Source organism: Xenorhabdus griffiniae, assembly GCF_001028135.1.
In the GTDB taxonomy this organism is placed as follows: domain Bacteria; phylum Pseudomonadota; class Gammaproteobacteria; order Enterobacterales; family Enterobacteriaceae; genus Xenorhabdus; species Xenorhabdus bakwenae.
This window is the reverse complement of record NZ_LDNM01000001.1, coordinates 1-12834: the sequence shown is the minus strand read 5'-3', so window position 1 is coordinate 12834 and position 12834 is coordinate 1. Positions and strand designations below refer to the sequence as shown.

The window sequence follows — 12834 nt, the reverse complement described above, 5'->3', positions numbered from 1 at the left end:
ATCATCACGAAAACGAATGGCTGATTGGCGGTCGCGTTTCAACATAGCACGCAATTCGTTAATGAATTCGATATCCATATTCATACCCTCAGAATTAATATTGTTTATTTGATGAGATTAGCTGCCTGCTTTGATAACTCACTCAGGCGGCGTGAGTTTTGCTACTCCCCAGCAACAAAAACAGTTAGAATAAATTCCCACCATGATGAGAATGAGAATTAATCTATGAGTGATCAGAAAAAAATGACTTTTGATGAGAAAGTTAATAAATTCGCTCAGACATGGGGGATCTTGCTGGTAGTTCTATTTTTCCCTCAGTCACTTAAATTATGGATATACCAGCATACCCCCAACTTTTTAGCTGCATTTTTAATTCAGTGTGCTGTATCTATCCTTATTCATATGGTTGTGATTGTTATTCCATTAAAATGGATCAGCTATCTGAAAAAGAAAAAGGCTAAACCCTAGCCGTAACCCCGCCCGACTCCGATCTACGGCGGGATTTGGTTTTGGTTGAATACAGGGCTACGTCACTCATGCAGCAAGAGCCGCTGTTGTTGTCACTCACATGCTTCTTAAGTCCCACAATAAGACGAGCGTACAATTCATTTTCATCAACGTTTTTGACGACTGAATCTATAATTTTTTCCACCGAGCGAGATTGAAATTTTGACTCCAGCTCCTGACTTTTCTTTGCCAAGAATTTAGCCCGGCGCTCAAAACGACGAGCGGTATAAGCTGTTTGAGCTTTTACTTTAACCGGGATTTTTTTATCGCCATTTTTCTTAATAGAAAGTATAGAGCGATCTGTATTAGCCATATTCGCCTCCATAAGTAAGTTTTGGTGGTGTAGATATTCACCTTATCTTCACTACACCCCAAAACCTACTCAGTGGGGTTGATTCAAGAATGCCTGAATCTTTCCAGATTTTTAAAAGAGCGGTACTTCTGAAACTTGGTATTACTGATTATCGAATCATCCAGTCATTCATATGCCACTGGCGGCTACTTCGTGGGCGTCCTGCCTGTTCGATGATTAGAATATACAAGTATAGCTTTATAAAAACAAGTAATACTTGTCTTAATAGGTAAAGAAAATGCCAAAATTCTTTATATTCTCTTGTTTTTAAAGCAGATTAATTTTTATTAATTGTTGTAAATGTGAGCAAGGTGGCGTTTGAATGGGAAGTTTTGGGAATAAAATGGAAAGCCACCATAATGGTGGCTATTATGATTATTGAGTTTTCTTTCTAAAATTATCGTTATTTTTTACGAATTCAAACGCATCAAGGATGATGCCTGTAATCCTCAAAATATCTTCTGGGGCTTCTATAAATATTCGTGAATTGTTGGCTGATAGCCCAGCTCTATTGACTTCATTCAACAGTATATCAGTGAGTTCAATTGGGATCTGGATATAGGATTTGTTCTTCTTATCAAAGTATCTCACTAACCATCTGTTTGATTTTCCTTGATAAAGAACACCAAAATAAGATTCTGTATCCTTGTATTGCAAATCACCGTCGTCTCCGACGATTGACTTCACTCTTTCAAATAAAGTTAGCTCATTTTTAGTAGTGATGATGTTGGGATTGTCTGGATCGACAATGTTTTCAAACTCTTTCGAGCTTTCTTGATGTACTATTTCCTCTTGAGTTCCATCAATTGGGGTGAATTTATTCGAAAGACCGGAAACTACCATTGCACTAACAGACTTTTCGACAGCCTGCTTCACTAACGGTGTGATTGATTCAATGAAGCGTTGATTTAATTGGCGCTCAACATTAGAGCGACTGGCAACATATCGTACAAATTCACTATCAATATCCCTCAAACTAGCACTGATAGTTTTAGTAAATGCGGATAGATAAACGCTTTCTTCTGCTAGCGTCCTTAGCGCCTCTGGTTTGAATTTATCGTGTCTAAAGCGGAAAAGTTGGCTAGCGTCCGCATCACTAACCTCATCCATTTTAATACGCAAAAACGGCGCAGGATCCATGACGTTTTTTTGTTTTAAATCAGTAAAGAAGCGCCATTCCAGTCCATTTGTAATGGCCGATATGGTGACTTCTGGAGTCGAGTTAAAGTATCTGGACAATTGAGGGCAATGGTTATCCAGCTTCTCGCTGTATCCTTTTGCCTCGATAAACATCACGGGAACCCCTTGGCAGAATAAAGCATAATCAACGCGCTCATTTGCCTTAACACCAGGGAAATCGGCTCCATATTCTGCTTTAACCTTTTGCGGATCATACGGGCTAAATCCAAGAATATCCAAAAAAGGCAGTATTAGTGCCTGCTTAGTTGTTTCTTCTGTGGTGCAGTGTTGACCTACGTTATTAACGTGATCAACATGATGTTTTAATTTTATCTTGAAATTGTCCATTCCATATCCTTAATAATCTAAAACGGAATACCAGAACATTCTCCCAATAATGATTACTTTATCTTCACCTGCGATTTCATCTTCGTATTCATCACGGTTATAACTTCTGATAAGTATTTTTCCACTCGGACGCCTGTAAAGGCACTTAAGGCGTTTTAACCCATCTTGCTCAATTACATACACTTTTCCATCAATAATGGTTTTGTTTGTCGTATCTATGGCTACAGTTGCACCATGCGGTATAATTGGCCCCATGCTATCCCCCTTTGCAGGGAAACAAATAATCGTGGAACCATCACTTGGCGCACCAACTCTTCTCAATGCTGCTTTAGAAAACCTCAATTTAAAGCCGCTATAATCTGTGCCAATGCGAGTTCTATCACCGAACACAGACTCAATATCTTTCAAAAACGGCACTTCTATTTCGTCACCATCTAATGACGTATTACTGTCCCATGTCGCAATGGTTGTCCATTCGTTCTCTGGTGGAATTTGGCTCACATCTTTTTTAGGAGTTTCACCAAACAAAAGCCAATTAACATCAACATCAAGGATAGATGCCAATGCGGTTAGCCTTGATTTCCTTGGCTCTGTGCTTGACTCCCATTGCTGTACAGATTGTGGAGTAACGCCAAGCATCTCTGCCAGTTCAGCCTGAGTTATTTTTTTTGCAAGTCTCGCCTGCTTGATTCTTTCGTGCATCGTTTTCATACCTCAAATATACAAGCGAGGCTTTTATTTTCAAAGCAAGTAAAACTTTACTTTTTAAAGTATCTCTTGTATTTTGTTTTATAACTATTCGTGAAGAAGGAAAATTCATATGAGTGTACTGGAAGCGACGATTAGAAAAGCTGGAGGTGTTCCGGCACTAGCCAGAATACTAAACGTCAGGGATCAAGCCATTCGGCAATGGATTAAAAAAGGGTATATACCTCCTGCAAGATACGCGCAAATTCATGAGCAGCTTGGTATCCCTTTGACTGAATTAATTAAAAACAAGTAATACCCTCGCTCTTTAACAAGTCCCGAATTCTCAGATTCTGGACGCCCCGGAACGCTCTAGGCACTCTTGGAGCAACCAATCCTCTTTAAGCGGATTGGCTAAACTGACCCGAAATAATCAGGGCAGTTTTTTTCCCACCTATGATCATCATCTATCTCAGAATAGTTGATATACCTGTATTTTTATTAAACGAAACTAAACATTAGGAATGTTACGTATGGAACACGTAAACGCCCGTATTGGTTGAATTAGCAGGAATTAGATTGGAAATGATGAATATTACTGAAAGGCGCCTCACCAGTGGCTGCTAGTGAGGCTAATTGTTCTAGTTGAATCATTTGGAATGAATTCAATAAGCGAGGTTAATTATACATGAAAAATGAATTTAATCACAGCGCTGTGCATAAAAATAACCGGCGTGATCAGGTTGCTCGTTCCGTTACCGAGGATGGAGCGAAAAAGCTACGTGATGCTCTGGAGGATGCGAAGTTGCGTCTGGAACAGAGCGAGGAACTGACCGGAGGGAAACGCCATGGGTAACGTTGCATACGCTGATTTTGGAGCTAAAAACAGGCAAGAGAGGCCGACGGTGGCGAATCTAGAAGACGGGTTCACCAGAGTAGCTAATGAGCTTCTTGATGCAGTTTTATTATCAGGATTTACTGAAATTCAGTTGCACATTGTGGTGGCTATCTGGAGAAAAACCTACGGGTACAATAAAAAAATGGACTGGATCAGTAATGAGCAGTTCCAGCAAATGACTACCAAAGACAGCACCAAATGCTCTACTGCCAAAAATCAGTTAATCAAGATGAAGGTTCTGATTCAAAGCGGTCGGCAAATTGGTATGAACAAGAACATTTCGGAATGGGAGACGAAGTTTAACGGATTCAGTAAAAGTTTTACCAAATCGGTAAAGAAAAGTTTTACCGAATCAGTAAATCGCTCTTTACCGAATCAGTCAAACACAAAAGACAATATTACAAAAGACAAGAAAGACAATAAAAACATATTGCCCGAACCTGTTCAGGCTGAATGTAAAAAACCTCCCCTTGAGCCAACAAAGCAAGACCAAATCCAATCGGCATTTGAGAATACTTTCTGGATTGCAGGAATGCGGAAGGTCGGCAAGCCAAAAGCACTATCCTCGTTCAAATCTCAATTCAAAGAGTGGAGGTCAGAAACCAAGGGAACCCCTGAGCAGTTTGCAGAATTTCTAGCCGAAGATATCCGATTGCGTTTGCAGGCGAAGGTTTTCGGGTTTGAAAATCTACACCCTGCCACCTACCTGAATCAGCAACGCTGGACAGACGAAAAGCCAATCACAAACACACCAACTAAACCTGCCGCAGGTCAATCGGGGATCACGGTCAGTGAATCGGGTTTGGTTTTTCTGGAGTAACCATGAAATCACGAATCAAGACGGCGCTCATGTCTGGTTATAACCACGGGCTGATTAGCGCTGATGTGGTGAATTATTGGTTCAAAAAATTAAATTTGAAGGAGGCATGATGACAATCACGGAACTATCTGATCGTCTTTGGTCTGACGTTGAAAGAGTGGCTAAGTATCTACTGCCGAACGGCAAGCGAGAAAGTCATGAATGGGTTGCTGGGTCAGTGGATGGCGAGACCGGAAAGAGCCTGAAAGTGAATCTGGCAGGGAAAAGAGTCTGGTCAGACTTTGCGGAAGGGACTGGCGGTGACTTGCTGGACTTGTGGGTTCAGGTGAGGGATTGCGGTCTTCACCAAGCCATGACCGAAGCCAAGCAATTTCTGGGTATTACCGATGATGATCATAACTTCGAAGCCAAGCGCCAGAAGAAATTTAGCCGTCCTAAAACTGAGTCACTGAAAAAGCATATTCGCAAAACAGAAAACTGTTACAGCTACCTTGAAGGCAGGGGTATCAGTCGGGCAACAGCCGAAGAGTTCAAGGTGTGTGATGCTGTAGTCTGGTCACACGATGAGAACCGAGAATTGCCAGCCATCGCCTTCCCCTACAAACGAGATGGCGAGTTGTTGCAGGTCAAGCGGATCAGTACTGAACGCCCGAACGGGAAAAAAGTTATTTCGGTTGAGGCGGACTGTGAACCGAGCTTGTTCGGATGGGACGCACTGCCAAAAGATGCCAGGGCGGTGATCCTCTGCGAGGGTGAAATCGACTGCATGAGTTATTACCAGTATGGATTAAGCGCCCTGTCTGTACCATTCGGCGGCGGTAAGGGAGCAAAACAGCAATGGATTGAGTTTGAGTATCACAATCTGGATCGCTTCACTGAAATCTGGCTATCTCTGGACAATGACGATGTTGGGCAGGAGGCCGCTAAAGAGATTGCAAAACGACTGGGTGAGCACCGTTGCCGACTAGTGAAACTGCCACACAAGGACATCAACGAATGCTTACAGGCGGGAATGACACAGGACGAGGTAGTTCGCTGTCTTGAAACTGCCGCATTTTTCGATCCCGAGGAGCTTTGTAGCGCCAGAGAATACTATCAAGATACGATTCAGGCATTTTACGGCAAGGAGCAATACTTGTTCGGTTGTCCGTGGGAGACGCTGAATCACAATTTCAAATTCAGAGAGGCGGAGTTAACCATACTTAACGGAGTTAACGGTCACGGGAAAAGCGAAATACTGGGGCATGTTCTTTGTGAAGCCATGAGGCAAGGTTCAAGGGCGTGTGTGGCATCGTTTGAGTTATTGCCCGGAACTTTCCTCAAACGCCTAACGCGACAAGCCACATGCAGCAAGCTACCTCCCATGCTAGAGCTGGAGTCAGCGTTCAATTTTTATGATGACCGTCTGTGGATATTTGGGCTGACAGGAACCGCAAAAGCAGATCGCCTGTTAGATATCTTTCGCTATGCCAACAAACGCTACGGCATAAACCTATTCATCATCGATAGTCTGATGAAACTTGATATTGATCCTGATGATTACAACGGGCAAAAGGCGTTTCTTGATAAACTTTGTGACTTCAAAAACAAAACCAAGAGCCATGTAATTCTCGTCACCCATAGCCGTAAGACCGATAGCGAAGATAAACCCACTGGGAAAATGGATGTCAAAGGCACCAGCGCAATTACCGATCTGGCTGATAATCTTTTCATCATCTGGCGTAACAAACGCCGAGAGAAATCTTTGCAGAAGCTGCAAGCAGGGCAATCACTGAGCGACGAAGAACAACGTCATACCAACGAACCCGCTTCCATTCTCTGTTTAGAGAAACAACGGAACGGCGAAGGGTGGGAGGGTAAAATTCCGTTATATCTTGAAGAGCAATCCCACCAATTTCTCATCATGGAAGGCGCAACACCTTACAACTATGTTGCCAACATGCCGAACTCTGACTATGACGATGTTTGGCGAAGCGAGAACGTGACTGAATATTAACCCCACAAGAAGGATTTTGAGATGAAACTAACTGAATTACAAAAGCAAATTCACCAACAAAATGTTGATGCGGGTTGGTGGGATAATCCAAGAGAGCGAGGGACATTACTGTGTTTAATTCACTCAGAAATCAGCGAGGCAATGGAGGGAGAGCGTAAAAATTTGATGGACGACCATTTACCTCATCGTCCTATGGCTGAGGTGGAATTGGCCGATGCAGTGATCCGAATTTTAGATTATGCAGAGGCATTTGGTTATGACATCGAGAGCGCGATTGCTGAAAAGCTAGCATACAACCGCAATCGGGCAGACCATAAACGAGAGAATCGCGCCAAGACTGGCGGCAAGGAATTTTAATGAAAACAAAACATACCGCAATGGAGTTGGTTCGCTACGAAAAGAACGATGATACGAAAGTTAAGAAATATCAGTTGCACCACCACAACGAAACGACTCATCTAGAACAAACTCTCACCGTCACAAAGAAAGCGTTGCGTAGGGGCTGGGAAATAGATATCGAAATGAATGAGTTTCCGCGCATAGACGATGAACTGGAATCATTACTGAAATATGGTGATTGGCTAGAGCGATTGGGTATTGCTATTCGTCGGGAAGCTAAGAAAGCGATTAAGCAAGGCGTTAAGTGAGGAAGAAAGCAGTGAAAATCAAAACAAATGCACTAACTGGACGGGCGTTGGACTGGGCTGTGGCTAGGGCTGTTGGGTATGAATCAATAAGGATATCATCAAGCACGAAAGATATTCTTATCGGATACATTGATCGTCCAGTGATTTATAGCCCGACGTGGGACTGGAACCAAATACCAGCTCTATTAATTGATTATCGAATAGCGGTAATTCCAGAGAGATGCACAGAAGCTGCATTCTCAGGTGGGTGGTACGCGAGTTTTTATTTTGACGATGAGAAACAACATACAACCAATATATGTGATACACCGCAAATCGCCATCTGCCGCGCTGTCGTCGCTGCACAGTTAGGTGACGAGGTTGAAATACCGGATGAACTACTGGAGGAAAAATGACAAACAAACTCAAACCGTGTCCGTTTTGTGGTGGCAATGATCTTTGTCCTGATTATGAGGACAAAGGTTCATCGGATGAGTACGCATCTTGGATTAACTGCGGGAATTGCGGAACAGATGGCCCGGTATCAAAATGGGAAAATAGTTACGAGAAAGCGGAATCGGCAGCAATTCAGGCATGGAACCAGAGGGCAAATAACGATGGCAAGAACAGCGATTGAACGAGCTAATAATGCTGCGAAACACAATTACTCATGGTCGGAAATGTGTCGGGTTCACATCTGTGATAAATGCGGAACCGCTGAACATCGTTCAGGCTGGTATTGGTGGGCTGGTTACAAATCAAAAGTAGAGCCGCCGTGTTACCAACGATGCTCTGAGGATGAGCTACTGAAATGGCAAGAAAAGGCTATTTTCGAAGGGTTATAACGGAGGCTAGATGGAATGTAATTTCCTCTTCCATGAATCAACCAAACAGTCCGTATGGCAACAACTCAAAGAAGTTCTCGCAACAAACCAACCTCACCGCATCATCATCAAACCGTGGAAAAACACCAGATCGCTATCTCAGAACGCAACCATGCACATGTGGTTCGGCGAGATTAGCTGTTTCCTGAAATCTAACGGGGCGAAATTCTCACCGGATGAAGTTAAGGACATGCTCAAGCACACATTTTTGGGCTATGAGGTTGTGGAGCGGATTGATGCCAGAACACAGGAAGTTGAGTGTGTCAGGACACTACGGCAGACATCCAAATTGGACACTGGCGAGATGTTTCGGTTCATGGAGCAGATTGAACAATGGGCTGCGGGTATTGGTTGTTTCGTGACAGTACCAGACGACAGTGAGTACATGAAACTCAAACAGGAGATGGATCAGTGAGATACCGACTATTCATCGGCTTTTGGACAGCACTCATGCTGATTATGGGGATAGCGTTAGGGGGATAGGATGAAGCAAAAAACCTACCGTAGTAAAAAATGGCTGGCCGCAGTCGGTCAGATTGAATGCTGTGTTCGATGTGGCAAATATGGCATTCAGGTCGCACACCGGAACGAAGGGAAAGGCATGGGGCTAAAGGTTGATGACAGCCTGACAGCGGCCCTGTGTTCTGAATGTCATTATGCTATCGATAATGGGCTGGATATGAGCAGAGATGAACGCCGGCACGAGATGGACAGATCGATTGTGCTGACCATCAAGGAACTGACGCGGAGGGGATTAGTTGGCGCACTATGAAAACCTATAATCTAAAATTGCCGTGGCCGCCATCGAATAATACCTATTGGCGACATACCGCACACAGCCATTACATCTCAGAAAAAGGCACCAAATACCGACAAAAAATCATAGAACTCATCAAGCAGCAGAACCTCAATATCAACACCACAGCCCGCATCAAAATCTCAATTACAGCCAATCCTCCAGACAGACGACGAAGAGACCTCGATAACCTGCCTAAAGCAGTTTTCGATTCGCTGACTCATGCCAGTTTCTGGGCGGATGATAGCCAGATTGATGATATGCACATTATGCGCGGTGAACGGGTTGCAGGAGGCTGTTTGGATGTCCAGATATGGGAATTGGGAGAGTGAGATGGGGTACATAGGGGAAAAACAGCTCACTAAAGAGCAACAAGACTGGATTGATAACTGGTTAAATTTATGGGGGGCATGGGTATACAGTGGCAGAATAGATAAGCGCCAGATTAATATGATTTATAAGTTCATGATGAGCGTGGAGCCTCGGAAAAACCCAGACAGGCCAATGTGCAATGATGATGACGGAATGTTGATTTCTCAGGTCGTCGATTCCGTCATGTGCATTGACCGGAAAGCCTACGGCATTTTACTCAGTTACTACGCTCATGGTGCTTCAAAACTGTCAATTGCATCTTACTATCACCGAACTGCAAAACCACGCAAAATGATGACGCGGTCTGGAGGGCGGTTAATGAAGCCATCTCACAGAACCTGTCGTCGTGAAGTGGATGATATTTTGAATGCCAGTCTATATCTTTTGTATCAACCTCTGCAAAATGCGTTTAATTCACGTAAACGTGTAGAGAAAATTAAAAAGATTGCATAGAACGTGTTGACATTAATGGACAAATGGACAACAATTATAGATAAGATTGCCGTCAGTGTGTCTTAGGTGGCCTTATCTGAATTCCATAGCCTCGCACTCGCGGGGTTTTTTCGTATCTACCCGTAGTCAACTCAGCGTTCACAGCTCGAACGGGGTTGGACAGCACCTATATCGTAGCTAAATCAGTGTGTTATATGTGATTTTTGGATGAGTCGGTCAACATACTGATCGCCACAAATTAAGCCCATGCTCCCCGTTCTCAGGCAATAGTTACTATCTGACTAATGGCTGGCATGGCATTTATTCCAACCAATTGTATTAGTTTCCATACAAGGGCATTCAGTTAAAAAGGGAGTTTAAGTTAGGTAAAATTTACTGGCAGTCGAGAAGTAGGATGAAGTAATGACCTTGACAGGACTTAGTATCGGCATGAGTGAATTCACACGATTTTTATTGTAAATTAGTTTTTTATCTCGCAATATTTTTCACAGAAGAATTTTTATCTAAAAATTTGTTTTTTCATTGATCAATTAGGATTTATATTCTTATGATTGGGCAATTACTATTTATTTGTTGTCATCTTCTGTGATTGTGTCGCTAAGTCGTATTAACTTCGCTTATCGCGCTCTCAATTCAAATGTTATAGCGTGCTATACTATGACTCACATATATACATAATTGAATTATTTTGACCAACTAAGGAGGGGGAGGTATGAGTAAACTATTCAAACTAATGCTTGAAGCAATCCTGTCCCCAGAGAAGATTGTAAAAGATACACTGATTGACAAAAAAACCGAGGTTAATCAAGCGGAAATTAACACTAAAAATAGGTTCTTTGTTAATCAGGATGGTTCAATAGCTTTAAACCCCAACAACGAAGATGTGCAAAAAGCATTTGCAGCCAACATAGAGAAGTTTCGTTCAATCAGAAAAGGATAGCTTTACATGTGGGCTTTCATCATAGTTCTTGTTCTCATATGTGGGTATTACTATGTTGATACCCACTTACCCTCTAAATACAAGCTCAATAAATCTGTAGGCTGGAGCGCATACTTTTGTGTTGGGGCAAAAGGAGTTGAGTTCCTAATTGCTGGAATTATTCTTGCTGTTATATTTGTTTTTTATTTGTATTTTTTGATGTTTGTTTTGAATATCCTGCATTATTTTGGGGTGGAATATAAACCTTTTACATTCGCAAGTGATTTCCTATCTCAACGAATTTTGGGGATTAGTGCTTTTTCTGCTTTATGTTTAAGTTTTACAATCTTTGTGAGCATTAAGAGAACAGCTCAAGTAAGAAAACTTAATAGCGATTTGGAAAATAGAATTGAATACTTTAGAGAAATTGCGAAAGATAGCTCAATTGAAAATATCTTATTGGAGTCAGTGGATAGGATTGATGAAGGGCTTCTTATCCTTGTAACTCTCAAATCTAGAAAAGTGTACGTTGGTATACTTGATATCGCTAGATTTGAAGGAATGGATACCAATACTTTAGTGCTAATTCCATTCTTGTCTGGTTATAGAGATAAAGATACATTAACTTTTATTATTGAACATAATTACACGGAGCATTATAGAGAAGAAGGAATAACTCTTACGTCTGAGCCTCTATCGGTTTACCAATTTAGGCACGTACTACCATTTGAACAAATAGAATCTTTTTCTCTTTTTAATTTCAATACTTATGAAAAATTTCAGTCTAAATTGGAAAAAGAAGAAGACATAAACGTAGATATGGGTAAATAAATTCTCTCTTAAACGTACCTTAATTGATCAGTCAGTAGCCTCGCACTCGCGGGGCTTTTTGCTATCTACCCGTCGTAAATCGATCATGGTCGATCAATACCTACATCACTTTTAAATCAATAGGTTATATTCAATATTAACCATTCCGATCAGCACCTCGAATGGGTATAGAGAGTATCCCATGAAAGATGAATTCGATGGCTTTATCCAACTACCGAAGATTTTCAGGTAGTTCAAAATCCCGCAAGTTCGGGATGTTTAGATGAATATTCCAATTTCTCGATATCGGAAATCCGATAACGTAACAAATTCAAGTAGTTACTCCAAGGCTGCGCATGGCGTGGCCTTTTTAGTTTTTGGTCGCCAACTACCGAGACAGTGTTGGGTGCGTTGCGGATTTACATATTCCAGCCGACCGCAAACGCTCATATTGGCAGGATCACAATTTAACATCTGAAATTATGCAGGGTTATACCTGCTATCAGTACGCACTGCGTATCTACCGCCCTCAATTCTGAGGGCACCCTATTCATAATCAGGTCGCTACGGCGGCCTTTTTTATTACCGGGTATTCCACTGATGACCATTGATAACTCACTAGCGAGGTGAATGATGGAAAAGCGTATTGAAGAACTGGAGAAAAAAGTTGAAAGGTTAGAAAAACAGCTCACTGAATTTCAAGGAGCTGTTGATTGTTATTTTGCCGCTAATCAGAAAACGATTGATATTTGCGGCAAGAATTTACTGATCACAACCGCTGTTGGTGACCGTTAATTACTTAAGCTGAAATTGCTGTAATTCATCCGCAAGTTTATTGGAATACGCATCGTTTAGTTGACGCATCTCTAACAATAAATACTTCTGATCTTCTTTAGGCATTCGGCAGAACATTAACGCTACGGCAAATTTGAGAGCACCAACTTCAGAAGCCACTTGCTCTTTAGTACCTGAGTCTGTGGATATTTGAACATTTTGGATGCGACGAGTGATCATTGTCGTCATTGAGTTACCTTTTTACGAAGCTAATCAGCCGTCGCTTCGGTTAGTTAGCATTTGGCTGACCCAATAGTTTACCTTAACCATCAACCTATTACTTTTAACCTACTCACAGGGGTAACCATCGTTCACCCCACGGACGCCCATTGTTCAAATGGGGTGGAATATGA

21 protein-coding genes are annotated in these 12834 nt (G+C 42.1%); 17 read left to right on the top strand and 4 right to left on the bottom strand.

From position 1 onward, the window contains the following. Positions 1–225: 225 nt before the first annotated feature. Positions 226–468, top strand: a complete 243-nt coding sequence (locus AAY47_RS00090) for a hypothetical protein (protein WP_047766222.1) — start codon at positions 226–228, stop codon at positions 466–468. Here the strand turns inward: AAY47_RS00090 and AAY47_RS00085 are convergent. The 3 genes from AAY47_RS00085 to AAY47_RS00075 all read right to left on the bottom strand — a co-directional run bounded on the left by AAY47_RS00085 (position 458) and on the right by AAY47_RS00075 (position 3088). Further along, on the bottom strand, positions 458–820 hold the full coding sequence (locus AAY47_RS00085; protein ID WP_047766221.1) for a hypothetical protein: 363 nt from the start codon (positions 818–820) through the stop codon (positions 458–460). The two genes, AAY47_RS00090 and AAY47_RS00085, sit on opposite strands and share 11 nt — an antisense overlap. A 414-nt stretch (positions 821–1234) precedes the next feature. Further along, positions 1235–2386: a type I restriction endonuclease gene (locus tag AAY47_RS00080; RefSeq protein WP_047766220.1), complete on the bottom strand. Its 1152-nt coding sequence runs from the start codon at positions 2384–2386 to the stop codon at positions 1235–1237. 9 nt (positions 2387–2395) lie between these two features. Then, a complete protein-coding gene (locus tag AAY47_RS00075; RefSeq protein ID WP_369813283.1) occupies positions 2396–3088 on the bottom strand; it encodes an XRE family transcriptional regulator in 693 nt (230 codons plus the stop codon). 118 nt (positions 3089–3206) lie between these two features. Between AAY47_RS00075 and AAY47_RS00070 the strand changes: the two genes are divergently transcribed. From AAY47_RS00070 to AAY47_RS21915, 16 genes are all read left to right on the top strand, one after another. Continuing rightward, the gene (locus tag AAY47_RS00070) at positions 3207–3389 is read left to right on the top strand and encodes a YdaS family helix-turn-helix protein (RefSeq protein WP_047766218.1); all 183 of its coding nucleotides are present in this window, start codon (positions 3207–3209) and stop codon (positions 3387–3389) included. A gap of 372 nt (positions 3390–3761) precedes the next feature. Next, positions 3762–3929: a hypothetical protein gene (locus AAY47_RS22180; protein WP_167400577.1), complete on the top strand. Its 168-nt coding sequence runs from the start codon at positions 3762–3764 to the stop codon at positions 3927–3929. Next, on the top strand, positions 3922–4791 hold the full coding sequence (locus tag AAY47_RS00065; protein ID WP_047766217.1) for a replication protein: 870 nt from the start codon (positions 3922–3924) through the stop codon (positions 4789–4791). The genes AAY47_RS22180 and AAY47_RS00065 overlap by 8 nt, the downstream gene beginning before the upstream one ends. Positions 4792–4900: 109 nt before the next feature. Beyond that, on the top strand, positions 4901–6787 hold the full coding sequence (locus AAY47_RS00060; RefSeq protein ID WP_047766216.1) for a toprim domain-containing protein: 1887 nt from the start codon (positions 4901–4903) through the stop codon (positions 6785–6787). A 21-nt stretch (positions 6788–6808) separates the two neighbouring features. Further along, positions 6809–7144, top strand: coding sequence for a hypothetical protein (locus AAY47_RS00055; protein ID WP_047766215.1), 336 nt, complete (start codon positions 6809–6811; stop codon positions 7142–7144). Further along, positions 7144–7434 carry a hypothetical protein gene (locus tag AAY47_RS00050; protein ID WP_047766214.1) on the top strand — a complete coding sequence of 97 codons (291 nt, stop codon included), beginning with the start codon at positions 7144–7146 and terminating at the stop codon, positions 7432–7434. The genes AAY47_RS00055 and AAY47_RS00050 overlap by 1 nt, the downstream gene beginning before the upstream one ends. A gap of 11 nt (positions 7435–7445) precedes the next feature. Next, complete coding sequence (locus AAY47_RS00045) at positions 7446–7829, top strand: phage protein NinX family protein (RefSeq protein WP_160300183.1); 384 nt, start codon at positions 7446–7448, stop codon at positions 7827–7829. Beyond that, positions 7826–8050, top strand: a complete 225-nt coding sequence (locus AAY47_RS00040; protein ID WP_047766212.1) for a Lar family restriction alleviation protein — start codon at positions 7826–7828, stop codon at positions 8048–8050. The genes AAY47_RS00045 and AAY47_RS00040 overlap by 4 nt, the downstream gene beginning before the upstream one ends. Further along, positions 8031–8258 carry a hypothetical protein gene (locus AAY47_RS21130; protein ID WP_083446704.1) on the top strand — a complete coding sequence of 76 codons (228 nt, stop codon included), beginning with the start codon at positions 8031–8033 and terminating at the stop codon, positions 8256–8258. Before AAY47_RS00040 ends, AAY47_RS21130 begins: the two co-directional genes overlap by 20 nt. A gap of 10 nt (positions 8259–8268) precedes the next feature. Further along, a complete protein-coding gene (locus tag AAY47_RS00035; protein WP_047766211.1) occupies positions 8269–8712 on the top strand; it encodes a YbcN family protein in 444 nt (147 codons plus the stop codon). 69 nt (positions 8713–8781) lie between these two features. After that, positions 8782–9069: a hypothetical protein gene (locus AAY47_RS00030; protein ID WP_047766210.1), complete on the top strand. Its 288-nt coding sequence runs from the start codon at positions 8782–8784 to the stop codon at positions 9067–9069. Then, complete coding sequence (gene rusA / locus AAY47_RS00025; protein ID WP_047766209.1) at positions 9066–9425, top strand: crossover junction endodeoxyribonuclease RusA; 360 nt, start codon at positions 9066–9068, stop codon at positions 9423–9425. Before AAY47_RS00030 ends, rusA begins: the two co-directional genes overlap by 4 nt. A 1-nt stretch (position 9426) precedes the next feature. Next, positions 9427–9918 (top strand): antiterminator Q family protein, encoded by a 492-nt coding sequence (locus AAY47_RS00020; protein WP_047766208.1) that lies wholly within the window; start codon positions 9427–9429, stop codon positions 9916–9918. 712 nt (positions 9919–10630) lie between these two features. Next, positions 10631–10858, top strand: a complete 228-nt coding sequence (locus AAY47_RS00015) for a hypothetical protein (RefSeq protein WP_047766207.1) — start codon at positions 10631–10633, stop codon at positions 10856–10858. A gap of 6 nt (positions 10859–10864) precedes the next feature. After that, positions 10865–11668, top strand: a complete 804-nt coding sequence (locus tag AAY47_RS00010; RefSeq protein ID WP_047766206.1) for a hypothetical protein — start codon at positions 10865–10867, stop codon at positions 11666–11668. 612 nt (positions 11669–12280) lie between these two features. Then, positions 12281–12442, top strand: a complete 162-nt coding sequence (locus tag AAY47_RS21915) for a hypothetical protein (protein ID WP_160300182.1) — start codon at positions 12281–12283, stop codon at positions 12440–12442. On the opposite strand, the gene AAY47_RS00005 is transcribed toward AAY47_RS21915, so the two are convergent. After that, complete coding sequence (locus tag AAY47_RS00005; RefSeq protein WP_053014172.1) at positions 12443–12670, bottom strand: hypothetical protein; 228 nt, start codon at positions 12668–12670, stop codon at positions 12443–12445. Between the last annotated feature and the right edge of the window lie 164 nt (positions 12671–12834).

Excerpts from the sequence above, each read along its gene's own strand:
- AAY47_RS00090 (WP_047766222.1), top strand. The coding sequence starts at position 226 with ATGAGTGATCAGAAAAAAATGACTTTTGATGAGAAAGTTAATAAATTC.
- AAY47_RS00085 (WP_047766221.1), bottom strand. The coding sequence starts at position 820 with ATGGCTAATACAGATCGCTCTATACTTTCTATTAAGAAAAATGGCGAT.
- AAY47_RS00080 (WP_047766220.1), bottom strand. The coding sequence starts at position 2,386 with ATGGACAATTTCAAGATAAAATTAAAACATCATGTTGATCACGTTAAT.
- AAY47_RS00075 (WP_369813283.1), bottom strand. The coding sequence starts at position 3,088 with ATGCACGAAAGAATCAAGCAGGCGAGACTTGCAAAAAAAATAACTCAG.
- AAY47_RS00070 (WP_047766218.1), top strand. The coding sequence starts at position 3,207 with ATGAGTGTACTGGAAGCGACGATTAGAAAAGCTGGAGGTGTTCCGGCA.
- AAY47_RS22180 (WP_167400577.1), top strand. The coding sequence starts at position 3,762 with ATGAAAAATGAATTTAATCACAGCGCTGTGCATAAAAATAACCGGCGT.
- AAY47_RS00065 (WP_047766217.1), top strand. The coding sequence starts at position 3,922 with ATGGGTAACGTTGCATACGCTGATTTTGGAGCTAAAAACAGGCAAGAG.
- AAY47_RS00060 (WP_047766216.1), top strand. The coding sequence starts at position 4,901 with ATGACAATCACGGAACTATCTGATCGTCTTTGGTCTGACGTTGAAAGA.
- AAY47_RS00055 (WP_047766215.1), top strand. The coding sequence starts at position 6,809 with ATGAAACTAACTGAATTACAAAAGCAAATTCACCAACAAAATGTTGAT.
- AAY47_RS00050 (WP_047766214.1), top strand. The coding sequence starts at position 7,144 with ATGAAAACAAAACATACCGCAATGGAGTTGGTTCGCTACGAAAAGAAC.
- AAY47_RS00040 (WP_047766212.1), top strand. The coding sequence starts at position 7,826 with ATGACAAACAAACTCAAACCGTGTCCGTTTTGTGGTGGCAATGATCTT.
- AAY47_RS21130 (WP_083446704.1), top strand. The coding sequence starts at position 8,031 with ATGGCAAGAACAGCGATTGAACGAGCTAATAATGCTGCGAAACACAAT.
- AAY47_RS00035 (WP_047766211.1), top strand. The coding sequence starts at position 8,269 with ATGGAATGTAATTTCCTCTTCCATGAATCAACCAAACAGTCCGTATGG.
- AAY47_RS00030 (WP_047766210.1), top strand. The coding sequence starts at position 8,782 with ATGAAGCAAAAAACCTACCGTAGTAAAAAATGGCTGGCCGCAGTCGGT.
- rusA (WP_047766209.1), top strand. The coding sequence starts at position 9,066 with ATGAAAACCTATAATCTAAAATTGCCGTGGCCGCCATCGAATAATACC.
- AAY47_RS00020 (WP_047766208.1), top strand. The coding sequence starts at position 9,427 with ATGGGGTACATAGGGGAAAAACAGCTCACTAAAGAGCAACAAGACTGG.
- AAY47_RS00015 (WP_047766207.1), top strand. The coding sequence starts at position 10,631 with ATGAGTAAACTATTCAAACTAATGCTTGAAGCAATCCTGTCCCCAGAG.
- AAY47_RS00010 (WP_047766206.1), top strand. The coding sequence starts at position 10,865 with ATGTGGGCTTTCATCATAGTTCTTGTTCTCATATGTGGGTATTACTAT.
- AAY47_RS21915 (WP_160300182.1), top strand. The coding sequence starts at position 12,281 with ATGGAAAAGCGTATTGAAGAACTGGAGAAAAAAGTTGAAAGGTTAGAA.
- AAY47_RS00005 (WP_053014172.1), bottom strand. The coding sequence starts at position 12,670 with ATGACGACAATGATCACTCGTCGCATCCAAAATGTTCAAATATCCACA.